The organism is Streptomyces sp. NRRL F-5123 (genome assembly GCF_000721495.1).
GTDB lineage: Bacteria > Actinomycetota > Actinomycetes > Streptomycetales > Streptomycetaceae > Actinacidiphila.
The window spans coordinates 47,672-62,526 of the sequence record NZ_JOHY01000026.1 but is presented as its reverse complement, the minus strand read 5'-3'; the positions used below and the strand labels follow the sequence as shown (position 1 = coordinate 62,526).

The following is a 14,855-nucleotide window of genomic DNA, read 5'->3' as shown; positions in this document are numbered from 1 at the left end:
CATCACGAGGGTGTGCGCCCCCCGGCCGGCTGCCCGTCAACAGCCCCTCCACAGGCCCCGGTTGTTTCGGAAAGGGGTCGTTGACGTTTCGAATGCCAGGGTCCACACTGGCGAGCGATCCACCCTCCTCCCGGCCACGCCGCATCCGCGGCACAACTCCCGTGGCTGACATCACCCTCGCGAATGGACCCCCACCCGTTCGGACGGTGCGCACCGCGCTGTCGTCCGGACTGCCAGCTGAAGAGGAAAGAAGAGGTTGGAAGTGTTCAGTCATTCCCTCCGGGACCGCGGGCAGGCCCGCAGGCGTACCGGCACCGGCGTGCGCGTCGCCATCGCGGCGGCCACGGCCGGCGCGGTCGCCACGTTCGGCCTGATGGCGACGGCCGGAACCGCGCACGCGGCCGGCACCCTGGCCAGTTCGGCGGCGGCCAGCGGCCGCTACTTCGGCACCGCGGTCTCGACGAGCCACCTCGGCGAGGCGCAGTACGCGTCCACGCTGGACGCCGAGTTCAACGCGGTGACCCCCGAGAACGAGATGAAGTGGGACACGATCGAGTCGTCCCAGAACTCGTTCAACTTCGGCCCCGGCGACCAGATCGTCTCCCACGCCCAGGCGCACAACATGCTGATCCGCGGCCACACGCTGGTGTGGTACCAGCAGCTGCCCGGCTGGGTCTCGAACCTCAGCGCGACCGCGCTGGACGCCGCGATGAAGAACCACATCACCACGGTGATGAACCACTACAAGGGCAAGATCTACGCCTGGGACGTCGTCAACGAGGCCTTCAACGACGGCGGTTCGGGAACCCACCGCAGCTCGCCCTTCCAGGACAAGCTCGGCGACGGCTTCATCGAGGAGGCCTTCCGCACCGCGCGGGCAGCCGACCCGAACGCCAAGCTCTGCTACAACGACTACAACACCGACGGCATCAACGCCAAGAGCACCGGCATCTACAACATGGTCAAGGACTTCAAGGCGCGCGGTGTCCCGATCGACTGCGTCGGCTTCCAGGGCCACTTCAACCCGCAGTCGCCGGTCACCTCCGACATGCAGGCCAACCTGCAGCGCTTCGCCGACCTCGGCGTGGACGTCCAGCTGACCGAGGTCGACGTCGCGGGCTCCGGCACCGCGCAGGCGACCAACTTCAGCAACATCGTCAAGGCCTGTATGGGCGTGACCCGCTGCACCGGCATCACGGTGTGGGGCATCACCGACAAGTACAGCTGGCACAGCCAGGACACGCCGCTGCTCTTCGACGGCAACTACCAGAAGAAGCCCGCGTACGACGCGGTGATCGCCGCGCTGGGCAGCGGCACCAGCGCCACGGGAGGTACGTCGACGGGCACGTCGACCGGTACCAGCACGGGCACGTCGACCGGTACCAGCACGGGCACGTCGACCGGTACGTCCACGGGCACGTCCACGGGCACGTCGACCGGTACGTCCACGGGTACGAGTACGGGTACGTCCACCGGTACCACCGCCGGGTCGACGTCCGGCTCGACCGGCGGTAGCAGCTCCGGCTGCTCGGCCGCGTACAAGACGGTGAACTCCTGGCCGGGCGGCTTCCAGTCCGAGGTGACGGTGACCAACACCGGCACCGCGGGGATCGCCGGGTGGAAGACCAGCTTCACGCTGCCCTCCGGGAGCTCGATCACCCAGGTCTGGAACGGCGCCGGCACCGGCACCAGCGGTGCGGTCACGGTGGCCAACGTCTCCTACAACGGAGCCCTCGGCGCCGGGGCCAGCACCACCTACGGCTTCACCGGCAACGGCGCGGCCCCCAGCCCCACGGTCAGCTGCACCGCCAGCTGACCTCGCCCGCGGAGGGGTAAAGCACCTCGTCCGTGGACATGATGAAGACAACAGGCGGCGCGGCAGCACTCCCTGACTGCCGCGCCGCCGCCGAGACCGGCTCCGGAGCCTGCCTTGTCCGGGCTCCGGGGCTACCCGGGGGCGCGCTGTGGCGCGCCCCCTTCGGCATGCCCGGGGGCGGACGCCCTCAGCGGGCGTCCTCCCGGCGGCAGGGCGCGAGGTGGCCGCACATGCCGAGGACGTCCTGCGGCGGCGCCGCGGCCCGTACGACCGACGCGTCCCGCAGGTGGGCGGCGGCGCCGCGGCGCAGGGCCGCGATCTGCTCCTCCGTGCGGGCGGCGGCGGCCGCGGCCCGCTCCCGCCAGGCGGCCTCCCAGGCGTCCAGCCGCGGGGCGACGAGTGCGGCCGCGGCGGCGTGGAAGGCCTCCAGCGCCTCCGGCCGCCCCGCCCCGACCTCGGCCGCGAGGTGCCGGAAGCCGCTGACGGCCAGGTCGCGGCGGGCCCGGGCGCGAGCGGTGCGCTCGGCGGGGGTGCCGTCGCCGAGGGAGGCCGCGGCGGCGTAGGCGGCGGGGTCGGCGAGGTGCTCGGGCGGGAAGGTCATGACGGCGTCGCCCGCCTCGGGCAGGCCGTCGTTCTGCATGACGACCAGGACGTCCAGCCCGCCGGTGTCGACGGCCCGGTGGATGGTGCCGGGCGTGAACCACACGGTGTCGCCGGGCGCGAGCGGGGTGCGGCGCAATCCCTCGTCGAGGGTGAGGGTGTGCAGCTCTCCGCTGCCGCCGACCACGTAGTACGCCTCGGTGCACGTCAGATGGAGGTGCGGGGAGCCGCCGTGCAGCCCGTCGGCGGTGGCCCACGGGTAGACGCGCAGGCGCGACAGGCCCACGCCCCCGGGCAGCAGCGGTACGGCGGTGGTCATGCGTGCGTTCCCTTCGTCGGGGTGTTCTGGGGCGGTCGGTGGCGGTTGGGGTGGTCCGGGCGGCCGGGCGGTCGGTGGCGGTTGGGGTGGTCCGGGCGGCCGGTGGCGGTTGGGGTGGTCCGGGCGGCCGGGGGGGGTTCGGGTGTTCTGCGGCGGCCGGGCGGTTTTCCGGAGGACGGGTTTTCCGGATTCTCCCCTTCCGGGCGGGGGTCCGGGCGTTCACGCTGGTGGGCGGGGCAGGATCGGGCCTGGTGGCGCCGCACCGGGACCGTATATCGTTCGGAAAGCTTTCCGAAAGACCGGCCCCATGTCGGGGCGGACCCGCAGGAGGACGTGTGCCCGGCAGCAGCACCGGCGGAATCGGCAGCGTGGGCGGGGCCGCCCGCGGCGGGGGAAGGAGCGGTCCGGGCGCGCCCGTACGCGTCGCGATCGTCGGCACCGGCGGGATCGCCGCGATACACGCGCAGAGCCTGGCCGCGCTCGGCGGGCGGGCCGAGATCGTGGCCGCCGCGGACGTCGACCCCGAGCGGTTGGACGCCTTCTGCGAGCGCTGGGGTGTGCCCGGCCGCCACACGGACCTCGGCGCGCTGCTCGCCGGCGCCCGCCCGGACCTCGTCCACCTGTGCACGCCGCCCGGGCTGCACAAGGAGCAGGCACTCGCGTGCCTGGCCGCCGGGGTGCCGGTGCTGTGCGAGAAGCCGCCGACGCTGAGCCTCGCCGACCTCGACGAGATCGCCGCCGCCGAACGCGCGGGCGGCGCGTTCTTCGCGACCGTCTTCCAGCACCGCTTCGGCTCCGGCGCCGCCCGGCTGCGGGCCGCTATGGCGTCGGGGGCGCTGGGCCGCCCGCTCGTCGCCGTCTGCCACACGCTCTGGTACCGCCCGGACGCGTACTTCGCGGTGCCCTGGCGCGGCCGCTGGGAGACCGAGGGCGGCGGCCCGACGATGGGCCACGGCATCCACCAGTTCGACCTGCTGCTCGCGGTGCTGGGCGAGTGGCGCGAGGTCACGGCGGTCGCGGCGCGGCTGGCGCGGCCCACCGCCGCCGAGGACGTCTCGTGCGCGATCGCCGCCTTCGACGGCGGCACGGTCGCGACCGTCGTCAACTCCCTGCTCTCACCGCGCGAGACGAGCTACCTGCGGTTCGACTTCGAACACGCCACGGTCGAGCTGGAGCACCTGTACGGCTACGGCGACGCGGACTGGCGGGTGCACCCTGCGCCCGGGCACGAGGACGCGGTGGCCGCCGCGTGGGAGGCGGGCCCGAGCGGGCAGCCGTCCGGGCACTCCGCGCAGTTCGCGGCGGTGCTGGACGCGGTGGCGGCGGGCACCGCGCCGCCCGTGACGCTCGCCGAGGCGCGCCGCACGCTGGAGTTCGTCGCGGCCACGTACGCCTCCGCCTTCGAGGGCAGGCCCGTGGCGCGCGGCGCGATCGGGGAGGGGGACCCGTACCACCGCCGGATGCAGGGCCCGGGAACGCCCTGGCCCGCCGACCCCGAGCCCGTACCGTCCGCCGGCCCCGAGCCCCTTCCCCCCGCTGAGTCCGTACCGCCCGCCGAGTCCGCGAGCCCCGAGGAGACGTCCCGGTGACCGATGCCCGTACGCCCCAACCACCCGCCGTACCGTCCGCCGAGCCGCCCGCGGAACTGTCGGCCACCGAGCCCGTACCCGGCGGTCTCGGGCTCACGCACGAGGTCGGCACGTCTCTCCGGCTCACCTACCGGGGGCGGCCGCTCACCCGCTACGTCTACGGCCCGTGGGACGCTCAACTGGAGTCCCCGCGCCCGTACTTCCACCCCATCCGCACCCTGGGCGGCGACGCCGTCACCATCTACCGGCCGCACGACCACATCTGGCACAAGGGCCTGGCCCTCTCCCTCCCCAACGTCGACGACGAGAACTTCTGGGGCGGCGTGACCTACCGCCGCGGCACCGGCTACCGGCAGTACGACAACAACGGCTCCATGGACCACGCCGGCTTCCCCGAGCTGGCCCTCGGCGGTGACGGGCGGCTGCGCGTCACCGAGACGCTGCACTGGCGCGCCCAGAGCGGCGAGCACCGCTTCACCGAGGAGCGGCGGCTCGTGGCGGCCCTGCTGCCCGGCGAGGACGCGTGGGCGCTGGTCTTCCGCACCGCGGTCACCAACGTGCGCGGCACCCGTGCCGTCATCGGCAGCCCCACCACCGAGGGCCGTCCCAACGCCGGTTACGGCGGCCTGTTCTGGCGCGGGCCGCGCGACTTCACCGGCGGTACCGTGCACACCCCCGGCGGCAGCGGCGGCGACGAGCTGATGGGGGTGCGCGCCCCCTGGCTGGGCTTCACCGGCAAGCACGACGGGCACGGCCGCTCCTCCACGCTCGCCTTCGTCGACGCGCCCGGCAACGAACCGGGCGGCGCCGACGTGCAATGGTTCGTGCGCTCCACGCCCTTCGCGGCCGTCTGCCCGGCGCCCTTCTTCGACCGCGAGGTCACCCTTGAGGACGGTGCGACGCTGGTCAGGGCGTACGCGGTGGTCGTCGCCGACGGCGACCGCGGGCACGCCGGGACGCGGGCCCTGGCGCTCGCGGGGGCCGCCCTGCTGGCGGAAGAGCACAGCGAGAGTCCGTAGCATGGAAACGTGACAGGTCAGAGCCCGCGTACCCGGCGGCCAGCGGGCGCCGCCAGCGAGCCGAAGCCGGACGGCCGGCCGAAGGCGGCCGGTGGAGCGAAGGCGGCGGGCGGGGCGGGGCGCGCCGGCGGGTCCGCCGGGTCCGCCTCGGGCGGCGGGGCCGCGCCCGCCGTGCCCGCGACGCTCGCGGAGATCGCCCGGCAGGCGGGGGTGTCGGCGCCGACCGTGTCCAAGGTCCTCAACGGCCGCGCGCACGTGGCCCCGGCGACGCGCGACAAGGTCGAGGCGCTGCTGCGCGAGCACGGCTACCGGCGCAAGCGCGGCGCCGCGCGCCCGCGCCCGTCCGGCCTGCTGGAGATCGTCTTCCACGAGCTGATCAGCATGTGGGCGACCGAGATCATCCGCGGCGTGGAGAACGTCGCGCGGCAGGAGGGCCTCACGGTCGTGCTGTCGGAGTCTTCGGGCCGCGAGGAGATGGGCCTGCCGTGGGTCGACGGCGTCCTCACCCGGGATCCGGCGGGCGTCATCCTCGTCATGTCCGATCTCACCGCCGTCCAGCGGGAGTTGCTCGTCAGCCGGGACGTGCCCTTCGTCGTCATGGACCCGGCGGGCTACCCCGCGGACGACGTCCCCTCCATCGGTACGACCAACTGGCAGGGCGGCTACACCGCGACCCGCCACCTGCTCGACCTCGGCCACCGCCGCATCGCCGTCATCGGCGGCCCGGAGAGCGTGCTGTGCAGCCGCGCCCGTATCGACGGCTACCGCGCGGCGCTGGAGACCGGCGGCGTCGACTGCGACGCCCTCGTACGGCACGGCACCTTCCAGACCGAGGCCGGCCACCGCATCGCCCGCGAGCTGCTGTCCGCCCCCGCCGCCGACCGCCCCACCGCGCTCTTCGCGGGCAACGACGTGACGGCGATGGGGATTTACCAGGCCGCCCGCGAACTGGGCCTGCGCATCCCGGAGGACGTGAGCGTCGTCGGCTTCGACGACCTGCCGGTGTCGGCGTGGATGGGCCCACCGCTGACGACCGTCCGCCAGCCGCTGGTCGACATGGCGGAGGCCGCGGCCCGCCTGGTGCTCGACCTCGGCCGAGGCGTGCAGCCCGGCATGCGCCGGGTGGAGCTGGCGACGAGCCTGGTCGTGCGGGGGAGCACGGCGGAGCCGCCGCCCGGCGCGCAGGACGCGTGAGTGAGCCGTACGGCCGGGGGGGGTGGACGCGCCCGGGCGTACGGCTCACGGCTTGGCGGCCGTCCGGCGTCAGTCCAGGACGACGTGCCCGATGGGCGGCATGTCGTTCGTCCAGGTGGGGACGTAGCCGAGGCAGTACCCGGTGTTGCCGTAGTAGTCGTCGCCGTTGGTGAGCAGGACGTAGCCGGTGCCCGGGCCGACGACGCCGTCCACGGTCAGCCCGCCGGACACGTACGGGCCGAGCTCGGCCTGCACCCAGCGGACCTGGTTGTAGGTGGCGGGTCCGAAGACCCCGTCCTCACCGATCTTCGGGTGGCCGAGCGTGTCGGCGATGTCGTTCGCCAGGTGCTGCACGCACCAGACGGCGTGCGTGTTGTTCGTGTAGCCGTACCCGACGTACGGGGAGCTGGTGCTCGCCTGCGCGGTGCCCGTGCCGACGGCCAGGGCCAGGCCCGCCGCCGTCGCGGCGACGGCGGCGCGGCCGAGGATCTTGCTGAACACGTGTGTGTCCCCCTTCGTGCTGCTGCTGCCGCCCGGCGGTTCACCGGGCGGCAGCAGCAGCGAACCAGGGCCGGCCAACGAGCGGCCAACACCGCACCAACACGCTTGGCACGCACGGCCGTTCGTCGCCGGCGGGCTGCCGGACGGTGGCCGTTCCCGCCGGAGGCGGCAACTCCGGGTCGCGACGGTCGTATTGCGGCCACGGGTGTCCGCTCACACGAAACCTGGCCGTCATCGAAGCGGGTTACGATCCGCTCACCTCCGCCCAGCACCACCCCCACCCTCACCCCGCCCCACCCCGCCGCCGATTCGTCGGCCCCCACCGTGAGGAGCGCGCCATCGCACTTCGGATCTGGCTCAGCAGCGCAGGCGTGGCCTCCACCCAGGTGATGCGGATGCTGCGGGACAACCCCGACGGGGTCGCCGTCCGCATCCACGGCAGCAACGTCGACCAGGACGCCCCCGCGCTCGCCGCGTGCGACGCGTCCGAGGTGGAGCCGCGGTACGTCGGCGACGCCGAGTACGCCGAATTCGCCCTCGACCTCTGCCGTCGCCACGCGATCGACGTACTCATACCGCCGCGCCGGCTCTCCGCCCTCGCCGGCCGCGCCGACGACTTCGCCGCGCTCGGCACCCGGCTGATGTGCTCGCCGCCCGCCGCGATCGCCGCGCTCACGAGCAAGACCCGTACGTACGAGGCCGCGCGGGCCGCCGGGGTGCCGGTGCCGCCGTGGCGGGCGGTGCGCGACGCCGCCGGATTCCGCACCGCCGTCGAGGAGTTGACGGCGGACGGCGAGCGGGTGTGCTTCAAGCCCTCGGGGGAGTTCTCGGCGTTCGGCTTCCGGGTGCTGGACGACCGCCCGCTGCGGATCCGCGACCTGCTCGCGCCGCCCGTGCCGGTGGTGTCCGTGCGGGCCGTCGCCGACGCGCTGGAGCGGGCGGCGGAGGCGGGCGAGAGCGTGCCGGAATTCCTCGTCATGCCGTACCTGGACGGTCCGGAGATCAGCGTGGACTGCCTTTCCGCGCCCGGCGGGACGCCGCTGGCGACCGTCCCCCGCGCCAAGCAGGGGCGTTACCGGCTCCTGCTCGACGACCCCGAGGCGATCGGCATCGCGCACGCCGTCGTCGAGCACTTCGGCCTCGCGTATCTGTCGAACGTCCAGCTCCGGCACCGCGCAGGGCGCCCCGTCCTGCTGGAGGCCAACCCGCGCGCCTCCGCCGGGGTCTTCCAGACCGCCTTCACGGGCCTCAACCTCCCCTGGGCGGCGGTGCGCCTGCTCGTCCGAGGGGAGCCCGGCGTGCTGCCCGAGCCGCGGCTCGGCGGGCGCGTCGCCGTCACGGAGTCCGCGGTGCAGATCGGCACCCCGGCCCCGGCACTGACCGGCCTGGACGGCGGGCGGGTCACGGGCGGCGTGGGGGCGCGGGTGCCCGCGCAGGCGGCGGTGGCCTTCCACGAGGAGGCGGCGGCGCCCGCGACCGGGTGATCCTCGGCACGCCGGGAAGATCGCCGCGGGCCCCTTGAGTTGACGGCTTCGGGGAGCAACTCCCCACGAGCCGACGACCGGAGGACGGACGCGATGACCAGGACGGTGCTCTTCCACGAATACGGCGGACCCGAGGTGCTGCGGGTCGAGGACGCAGACCCGGGCGAACCCGGCCCCGGCGAGGTGCTGGTGCGGATCGACGCGGTCGGCCTCAACCGCGCGGAGGCCCTCTTCCGCGCGGGCCACTACATCGAGCCCGTCCGCAGCTTCCCCGCCGGGCTCGGCGCGGAGGCCGCGGGCGTCGTCGAACGCCTCGGCCCCGGCGTCTCCGGGCTCGCGGCCGGGCAGCCGGTGAGCGTCATTCCGGCCTTCTCGCAGAACGACCACGCCGTCTACGCCGAGCGCGCCGTCGTCCCCGCCGCGGCCGTCCTCCCCCGCCCCGAAGGCCTCGGCGCGGTCGAGGGCGCGGCCGTCTGGATGCCGTACCTCACGGCGTACGGCGCGATGGTGCAGGTCGGCGGGCTGCGGCCGGGCGACACCGTCCTCGTCAACGCCGCCTCCAGCAGCGTGGGCCTGGCCGCGCTGCACGTCGCCGAACGCATCGGTGCCCGCGCCGTCGCCCTGACCCGCGGCCCGGCGAAGAAGGAGGCGCTGCTGCGCGAGGGCGCGTCGGAGGTCGTCGTCACGTCCACGGACGACGTCACCGAGGCGGTCCGCGCGGCCACCGGAGGGCGCGGCGTGGAGGTCGTCCTCGACGCGGTGGCGGGCCCGGGCGTGCGCGAACTCCTGGGCCTCGTCGCCCCGGACGGCACCCACATCGTCTACGGCGGCCTCAGCGGCGAGCCGACCCCGTACCCCGGCCTCGAACTCGGCATGCCCCCGGTCGCGTTGCGCACCTTCCTGGTCTTCGAGACCACCCACCACCCCGAACGCCTGCGCCGCGCCGCCGCGTTCATCGGCGCGGGCCTGCGCGCGGGCGCCTTCCGCGCGGTCGTCGACCGCACCTTCGAGCTGGGGGAGGTCGTCGAGGCGCACCGGTATCTCGACGCGGACGACCGGGTGGGGAAGACGGTGCTGACCGTCGCGCGCTGACGTTCACGGCGCCGACGCGGGCGGGTGCCTTCCGCCGGGCGGCGGGCGGGGGGGAGTCGTGCGGGCTCGGGCCCGGGTCCGTGCACGGGTGGGGTGGAGCGGCCCCGGGGGCAGCCTCCGTGTGGCGGGCGCGGGGGGGAGTCGTGCGGGCTCGGGCCCGATTCCGTGCACGGGTGGGGTGGAGCGGGCGCGGGGGCAGCCTCCGTGTGGCGGGCGCGGGGGAGTCGTGCGGGCTCGGCTCCTGCCCCGGCGGCGGGAAGGCACTGGCCTGCACGGATTCGGTCCCGCCCCTGGACAGCGGGCGCGGGCGGGCGCAGGCTTCTCGCTCATGAGCCCCGACGCTCCCGAGCCCCCCGCACCCGGCGCCGCCGCCTCCGGCACCCACCGCGACGGCACCGACGTCATGGCCGCCGCCGTCCACGACGCGGCCGACCGTATCGCCGGGCTGCTGCGGAACGCGTCCGCGTTCGGGGCCGGGGCCGGGGTGCGCATACCCCGCGCGGTGTGGACGGTCGGGGAGGCGGCGGCGCATCTCGCGCTCGCGAACCGGCTGATGGCCGGGCTCGCGGCGGGGGAGGACCACGGGACGTACGGCGACGGCACGCCCGGCGGGCTCGCGGCCGCCAACGCCGCGTCCCTCGCCGCCTACCCCGAGCGCGACCTGGACGTACTCGCCGCGGAGATCGCCACCTCCGCCCGCGCCTTCACCACCGCGGTCGCGTCCCGCCCACCGTCCGCCTCCGCCGACACCCCCATGGGCCCGATGGACCTGGCGACCTTCGGCTCGTACCTGCTCACGCACATCCTCGGCCACGGCTACGACATCGCGACGGCCCTGCGCCGCCCCCACATGCTCACCCCGGTGAACGCCGCCCTGACCGTGCCCTTCCTGCGTACGGCCATGCCGCGCGTGGTCAACCCGCGCACCGCCGCCGGCCACACCGCCTGTTACCGCCTGCGGCTGCGCGGCGCCGGGGCCCCGCCCTTCGCGGTGACCTTCACGTCCGGCACGGTGGAGGTCAGCGACGAGCCGCCGCGCCGCCCGGACTGCACGATCACGTCCGAGCCGGTGAGCTTCGTGCTGCTCGCGCTGGGCCGCCGCACGCCCGTTGCCGCCGCCGCCCGCGGGGCGATCGTCCCGACCGGCCCGCGCCCGTGGCTGGCGCCGCGCTTCCCGGGCCTGTTCACGGCGCCGTGAGGGCCGCGACCTCGTCCGCGGCCTGGGCGGCGCACCCCCAGGAGAGGGTGACGCCCGCGCCGCCGTGGCCGTAGTGGTGGACGACGGTACGGCCGCGAGGACGACGGCAGTGGTCAGACCGCTGACCCCGGCCCCGACGACGGTGACGTGCGAAGAGTTGGCCACAACAACGACCCTGGCCGCCGGGGCCCGCCCGGACGGAGTGCCCGACCGGCCACGATCTCCGGCCAACCGGCTTCGCGCCGGCGGCTACGCGCCTGGTGCGACGAAGCACAGCGCGTCCACCGCGCCGCTCGCGAACTCGTGTACCGCGGGCCCGAGTTCGGTCCAGCCCAGGCGCCGGTAGAGGCGGATCGCCGCGGTGTCCTTCGCCAGGACGTCGAGGACGAGCCGCATCCCGCGCGCCCGCGCGTCCGCGGTGGCCGCCTCCACCAGCGCGGCCCCGGCCGCGAGCCCCCGGGCCTCGGGGAGGACGAAGAGCCGCGCCAGGACGCCCACACGGTCGGGGTCGGCCCCGCTCCGCTCCACCCACATCCGCACGGCCACCTCCCCCGCGCCACCCCGGCCGACGGCCACATGCCCGACGACCCGCCCGTCCGCCTCCGCCACCCACGCCCCCAGCATCCCGGCCGGGCTGAGCCACCCCTCGGGGTCGCTCACCCCCTCCACCGGATAGCCGTCCGTCACGTGCACGACGGCGAGCCCGGCGGCCGCCTCGGCGAGGTCGCTGTCCCGCCGGACACGTACGAGGACGCCGGGCGGGGTGGCGGGCTGGTTCACGGGGTCTCCCTGGGGGTGTCCAACGGGTGGGTCAGCCGATCCTCATGTCGTAGCGGAGCCGCTGGCCTTCGGCGCGGAAGACGGAGACGTCCACCTGGTAGGGACGGGTCGCGTCCTGCGTCACGCGGACCATGCACAGGACGGGCTCGCCCGGGGCGAGCTGGAGGGCGGTGCGCTCGTCGGGGGTGGCGAGCCGGGCGTACACCTCCTCGTGGACGCGCCGGGGCTCGTGTCCCTGTGAGGCCAGGTACGTCACCGCGCCGCCGGGGATCTTCGCCTTTCCGGCGAGCGGGGTGCCGAGGGCCACGTCCACCGGGTAGTACGTGTCGGTCAGCTCGACCGGGGTGCCGTCCAGCAGCATCACCCGCCGCCGTACGACCACGGCCTCCCCCTCGGTCGCGCCGAGTCCCGCCGCGACTTCCGGCGGGGCCGGCACCTCACCGGCGGCGACGATGCGCTGGCTGCCGCGCCCGCCGCGCTGCCGCGCCTCCTCGCTCCAGGCGTCCGGTTGCCCCGCGCGCCGGGGCGCCACATAGGGGGCCGACGTGCTCACCCAGTCTCCGCCGGTCATGGCGCATGCCCTTCCCGTGGTCGGAGGTTGCCGTCCTCCACGGTAAGTGATCAGGCCCCGCGCTACGTTGGGGGCATGACCACCGGGACGGCCTCGCGCCACGCACGGATCGGTGACCCGGTGCTCCGCTGAGCGCCGTACGGGCCGGTGCGGGCCCGTTGTCCGGTCGGGGGACCCGCGGTGCCGCGCGGGCTCCGCCTTCGTCGTGTCGATGCTCAGGCTCCAACACATCAACCACGACAGGAGAGTTCATGCCCACCAGGACCGTGCACATCCCCACCGCCGACGGCCGGGCCGACGCCTTCGCCGCCTACCCCGACCAGGGGGACCAGCACCCGGGGGTGCTGATGTACCCGGACGGCTTCGGGATCCGTCCCGTCATACGGGAGTTGGCCCGCGAGCTGGCCGGGCACGGCTACTACGTGCTCGTCCCCAACGTCTTCCACCGGCACGGCCCGGCACCGGTGGTCGAACTCCCCGCGTACATCGGGGCGGAGGCCCGGCCCGCGGTCTTCGCCGACCTGATGCCCCTGATCGAGGCGCACACCGCCGCGCGGGTGCTGAGCGACGCCGATGCCTACCTCGGCTTCCTCGCCGACCGGCCCGAGGTCGGCCCCGGGCCCGTCGCAGTGACCGGCTACTGCATCGGCGGCCTCTACGCGATGCGCACCGCCGCGGCCCACCCGGGCCGGGTGGCGGCCGTCGCCGCCTTCCACGGCCCGGTGGGCGCCGCCGGGCCCGGCCTCTTCGCCGGCCTCACCGCGCAGGTCCACCTCGGGCACGCCGCGAGTGACCTGACGCCCGAGGCCCTCGGCGAACTCAACCGGGCCCTGGACGTCGCGGGCGTCAGCCACACCTCCGAGATCTATCCCGGCACGGTCCACGGCTTCACGATGTCCGACACCGACGCCTTCAGCGCCTCCGGCCTGGAGCGCCACTGGGACCGCCTGCTCCCGCTCCTGGGCCGGACGCTGCCCACGCCGCCGACGACGTCATGACGGCTGCCCGGTCCCGGCGCCCCAGCCCGTGGGCACGGTGTAGCACCAGCCGTGCGGCTGCCACGCGAAGGGGGCCGCGAGCAGGTCCGGGAGGGACGCCCCGGTGAGGAGGCAGTCGAGTGCCCATTTGTTCGCCGTGTGGGCGATCACCAGGACGCGCCGGCCGTCGTGGTGCTCGGCCAGCTCCCGCAGGAAGGAGTCCGTCGCGGCCAGCACCTGCCGGTAGCTCTGGCCGCCGGGGAAGGGGGTGTTGATACGCCGCGCGCGCTGCGCGTCGACGAGGTGGGACGGACTGCCGTTGAGATCACCGTAGTCGCACTCGCGCAGCCGCACGTCCTGGTGGATCGGGGGCCGCCCCCCGGGGAAGGCGATGCGCGCGGTCTCCACCGACCGGTGCAGGTCGGAGGTGAACACGGCGGCGATGTCCTCGCCCCGCCGCCGCTCACCGAGGTCGAGCGCTTCGCGGACGCCCTCCGCGGAGAGTTGGCCCGGCAGCCAGCCGGTGGAGATGCCGGCTTCGTTGTCCGTGGTGAGGGTGTGGGTCTCGTAGACGAGGGCGACTGCCATGGCGGGGCTCCTGACGCCGGGGGCCGTGGGCGGGACGGGGTGGCCGGTGACGTCACCGGGGCCAGTGGTCGTAGGGGTGGCGGCCCGGGCGGAAGCCCTGGGCCTCGACCATGGCCGCTGCGGCGGCGAAGCCGTGGGCGAGGCCGACGGGCGTGTGCGCGTCACTGCCGAAGGTGACCGCCTCGCCGCCTTCCTCACGCCACCACCGGACGATCTCGGGGTGCATCGGCCCGCGGGTGTTGACCTCCAGGACGCGTCCGCTGTCCGCGAGGGTGCGCAGGGCGTGGCGGAACTCGTCCTGGAAGTCGGCCGGGCGGAACGGGCCGGCGGTCTGCTCGGGCCAGTAGCGCACCGCGTAGTCGATGTGGGCGAGCGCGCTGAACCCGTCCGACTCCGTGACCAGCCGGACGACCTCCGCCAGGTACTCGCGCACGACCCGCGCGGGCTCCCGGTTCTCGTAGAGGTGGGGCATCTCCGAGTGCTCGCCGTCGATCTCCAGGCAGTGCAGCGAGCCGAGCACCCGGTCGAACCCGCCCGCCGCGAGCAGCGCGGCGGCCGCGGCGGGGTTCCAGTGCGGCTCGCCCATTTCCACGCCGCTGAGGATGCGCAGGTCCGGGAATTCCTCGCGGCAGCGCTGGAGGCACTCCTGGTAACCGTCGAGGTCGAGTGCCGGCGGGGTGAGTGTCGTGCCGCCCGGCGTGACGAACGCCTTCAGGTGTGGGAAGTCCGCCAGGTCCTCGGGCCGTACGATCCAGCTCGCGAAGTCGACGTGCTCGGTGAACGCGACCGCGGGGAGTCCGAGTTCGACGGCGCGCCGGCACGTCTGCTCCATCGACCCGCCCGGCGCGTCCCAGGACCACTGGCTGTGCACATGACCGTCCGCAGGCAGCACCACGGCTCCCACCCCTTTCGCCGCCACGAGTCTCGCACGCGGGCCCAACGGGCGCCCCTCCGACCGCCGTTCGCGCGGAGCCCCACCCGCGGAGCGTCGGCACGACCTTCCCCGGCACCCGCCAACGTCTCGCTCAGCTCGTGGGCTTTCGTCGCCTCCTCCAGGGGGAGGGTCCGGTCGACGGCCACCCGCAGGGCGCCCGACGCCACCAGGGCGGTGATCTCCTCCAGGTCCG

General features: G+C 74.9%; 14 protein-coding genes and 1 pseudogene. 8 read left to right on the top strand and 7 right to left on the bottom strand.

The annotated features are described in order from the left end of the window. Positions 1-373: 373 nt before the first annotated feature. Complete coding sequence (locus tag IH54_RS0121500; RefSeq protein ID WP_078862411.1) at positions 374-1,816, top strand: endo-1,4-beta-xylanase; 1,443 nt, start codon at positions 374-376, stop codon at positions 1,814-1,816. A gap of 187 nt (positions 1,817-2,003) precedes the next feature. Here the strand turns inward: IH54_RS0121500 and IH54_RS0121495 are convergent, their stop codons facing one another. Continuing rightward, positions 2,004-2,735: a cupin domain-containing protein gene (locus tag IH54_RS0121495; protein ID WP_031519201.1), complete on the bottom strand. Its 732-nt coding sequence runs from the start codon at positions 2,733-2,735 to the stop codon at positions 2,004-2,006. A gap of 335 nt (positions 2,736-3,070) precedes the next feature. Here IH54_RS0121495 and IH54_RS0121490 point away from each other — a divergent pair, with 335 nt between their 5' ends. The 3 genes from IH54_RS0121490 (at position 3,071) to IH54_RS0121475 (ending at position 6,537) form a co-directional block, all read left to right on the top strand. Next, positions 3,071-4,324, top strand: a complete 1,254-nt coding sequence (locus IH54_RS0121490) for a Gfo/Idh/MocA family protein (protein WP_063762343.1) — start codon at positions 3,071-3,073, stop codon at positions 4,322-4,324. Continuing rightward, positions 4,321-5,343, top strand: a complete 1,023-nt coding sequence (locus IH54_RS0121485; protein WP_199923429.1) for a PmoA family protein — start codon at positions 4,321-4,323, stop codon at positions 5,341-5,343. Before IH54_RS0121490 ends, IH54_RS0121485 begins: the two co-directional genes overlap by 4 nt. A 171-nt stretch (positions 5,344-5,514) precedes the next feature. Further along, entirely contained in the window at positions 5,515-6,537 is a 1,023-nt protein-coding gene (locus tag IH54_RS0121475) for a LacI family DNA-binding transcriptional regulator (protein ID WP_078862406.1), read from the top strand. A 69-nt stretch (positions 6,538-6,606) separates the two neighbouring features. Here IH54_RS0121475 and IH54_RS0121470 read toward each other — a convergent pair whose 3' ends face one another. Next, on the bottom strand, positions 6,607-7,038 hold the full coding sequence (locus IH54_RS0121470) for a peptidoglycan-binding domain-containing protein (protein ID WP_052397710.1): 432 nt from the start codon (positions 7,036-7,038) through the stop codon (positions 6,607-6,609). Between the two features lie 2 nt (positions 7,039-7,040). On the opposite strand from IH54_RS0121470, the gene IH54_RS0121465 reads away from it, so the two are divergent. The 3 genes from IH54_RS0121465 to IH54_RS0121455 all read left to right on the top strand — a co-directional run bounded on the left by IH54_RS0121465 (position 7,041) and on the right by IH54_RS0121455 (position 10,812). Then, complete coding sequence (locus tag IH54_RS0121465; RefSeq protein WP_324607809.1) at positions 7,041-8,522, top strand: ATP-grasp domain-containing protein; 1,482 nt, start codon at positions 7,041-7,043, stop codon at positions 8,520-8,522. A gap of 93 nt (positions 8,523-8,615) precedes the next feature. Next, positions 8,616-9,614 carry a zinc-dependent alcohol dehydrogenase family protein gene (locus IH54_RS0121460; RefSeq protein WP_031519194.1) on the top strand — a complete coding sequence of 333 codons (999 nt, stop codon included), beginning with the start codon at positions 8,616-8,618 and terminating at the stop codon, positions 9,612-9,614. A gap of 328 nt (positions 9,615-9,942) precedes the next feature. After that, positions 9,943-10,812: a maleylpyruvate isomerase family mycothiol-dependent enzyme gene (locus tag IH54_RS0121455; RefSeq protein WP_234343681.1), complete on the top strand. Its 870-nt coding sequence runs from the start codon at positions 9,943-9,945 to the stop codon at positions 10,810-10,812. A gap of 249 nt (positions 10,813-11,061) precedes the next feature. Here the strand turns inward: IH54_RS0121455 and IH54_RS0121450 are convergent, their stop codons facing one another. Both IH54_RS0121450 and IH54_RS0121445 read right to left on the bottom strand, forming a co-directional pair. Beyond that, complete coding sequence (locus IH54_RS0121450) at positions 11,062-11,592, bottom strand: GNAT family N-acetyltransferase (RefSeq protein WP_031519192.1); 531 nt, start codon at positions 11,590-11,592, stop codon at positions 11,062-11,064. A 31-nt stretch (positions 11,593-11,623) separates the two neighbouring features. Beyond that, positions 11,624-12,163 (bottom strand): GntR family transcriptional regulator, encoded by a 540-nt coding sequence (locus IH54_RS0121445; protein ID WP_031519191.1) that lies wholly within the window; start codon positions 12,161-12,163, stop codon positions 11,624-11,626. Between the two features lie 251 nt (positions 12,164-12,414). On the opposite strand from IH54_RS0121445, the gene IH54_RS0121440 reads away from it, so the two are divergent. Continuing rightward, positions 12,415-13,161, top strand: a complete 747-nt coding sequence (locus tag IH54_RS0121440; RefSeq protein ID WP_031519190.1) for a dienelactone hydrolase family protein — start codon at positions 12,415-12,417, stop codon at positions 13,159-13,161. On the opposite strand, the gene IH54_RS0121435 is transcribed toward IH54_RS0121440, so the two are convergent. The 3 genes and pseudogenes from IH54_RS0121435 to IH54_RS48125 all read right to left on the bottom strand — a co-directional run. Further along, positions 13,156-13,728, bottom strand: coding sequence for a histidine phosphatase family protein (locus IH54_RS0121435; RefSeq protein ID WP_031519189.1), 573 nt, complete (start codon positions 13,726-13,728; stop codon positions 13,156-13,158). The two genes, IH54_RS0121440 and IH54_RS0121435, sit on opposite strands and share 6 nt — an antisense overlap. 52 nt (positions 13,729-13,780) lie before the next feature. Beyond that, positions 13,781-14,623, bottom strand: a complete 843-nt coding sequence (locus IH54_RS0121430; protein ID WP_031519188.1) for a PHP domain-containing protein — start codon at positions 14,621-14,623, stop codon at positions 13,781-13,783. Between the two features lie 182 nt (positions 14,624-14,805). After that, positions 14,806-14,850, bottom strand: a pseudogene (locus tag IH54_RS48125) (hypothetical protein); the annotation flags it as partial. Positions 14,851-14,855 lie beyond the last annotated feature (5 nt).

What these genes read in the sequence shown, in the direction of transcription:
- IH54_RS0121500 (WP_078862411.1), top strand. Translation starts at nt 374, where the DNA reads ATGGCGACGGCCGGAACCGCGCACGCGGCCGGCACCCTGGCCAGTTCG.
- IH54_RS0121495 (WP_031519201.1), bottom strand. Translation starts at nt 2,735, where the DNA reads ATGACCACCGCCGTACCGCTGCTGCCCGGGGGCGTGGGCCTGTCGCGC.
- IH54_RS0121460 (WP_031519194.1), top strand. Translation starts at nt 8,616, where the DNA reads ATGACCAGGACGGTGCTCTTCCACGAATACGGCGGACCCGAGGTGCTG.
- IH54_RS0121455 (WP_234343681.1), top strand. Translation starts at nt 9,943, where the DNA reads ATGAGCCCCGACGCTCCCGAGCCCCCCGCACCCGGCGCCGCCGCCTCC.
- IH54_RS0121445 (WP_031519191.1), bottom strand. Translation starts at nt 12,163, where the DNA reads ATGACCGGCGGAGACTGGGTGAGCACGTCGGCCCCCTATGTGGCGCCC.
- IH54_RS0121440 (WP_031519190.1), top strand. Translation starts at nt 12,415, where the DNA reads ATGCCCACCAGGACCGTGCACATCCCCACCGCCGACGGCCGGGCCGAC.
- IH54_RS0121435 (WP_031519189.1), bottom strand. Translation starts at nt 13,728, where the DNA reads ATGGCAGTCGCCCTCGTCTACGAGACCCACACCCTCACCACGGACAAC.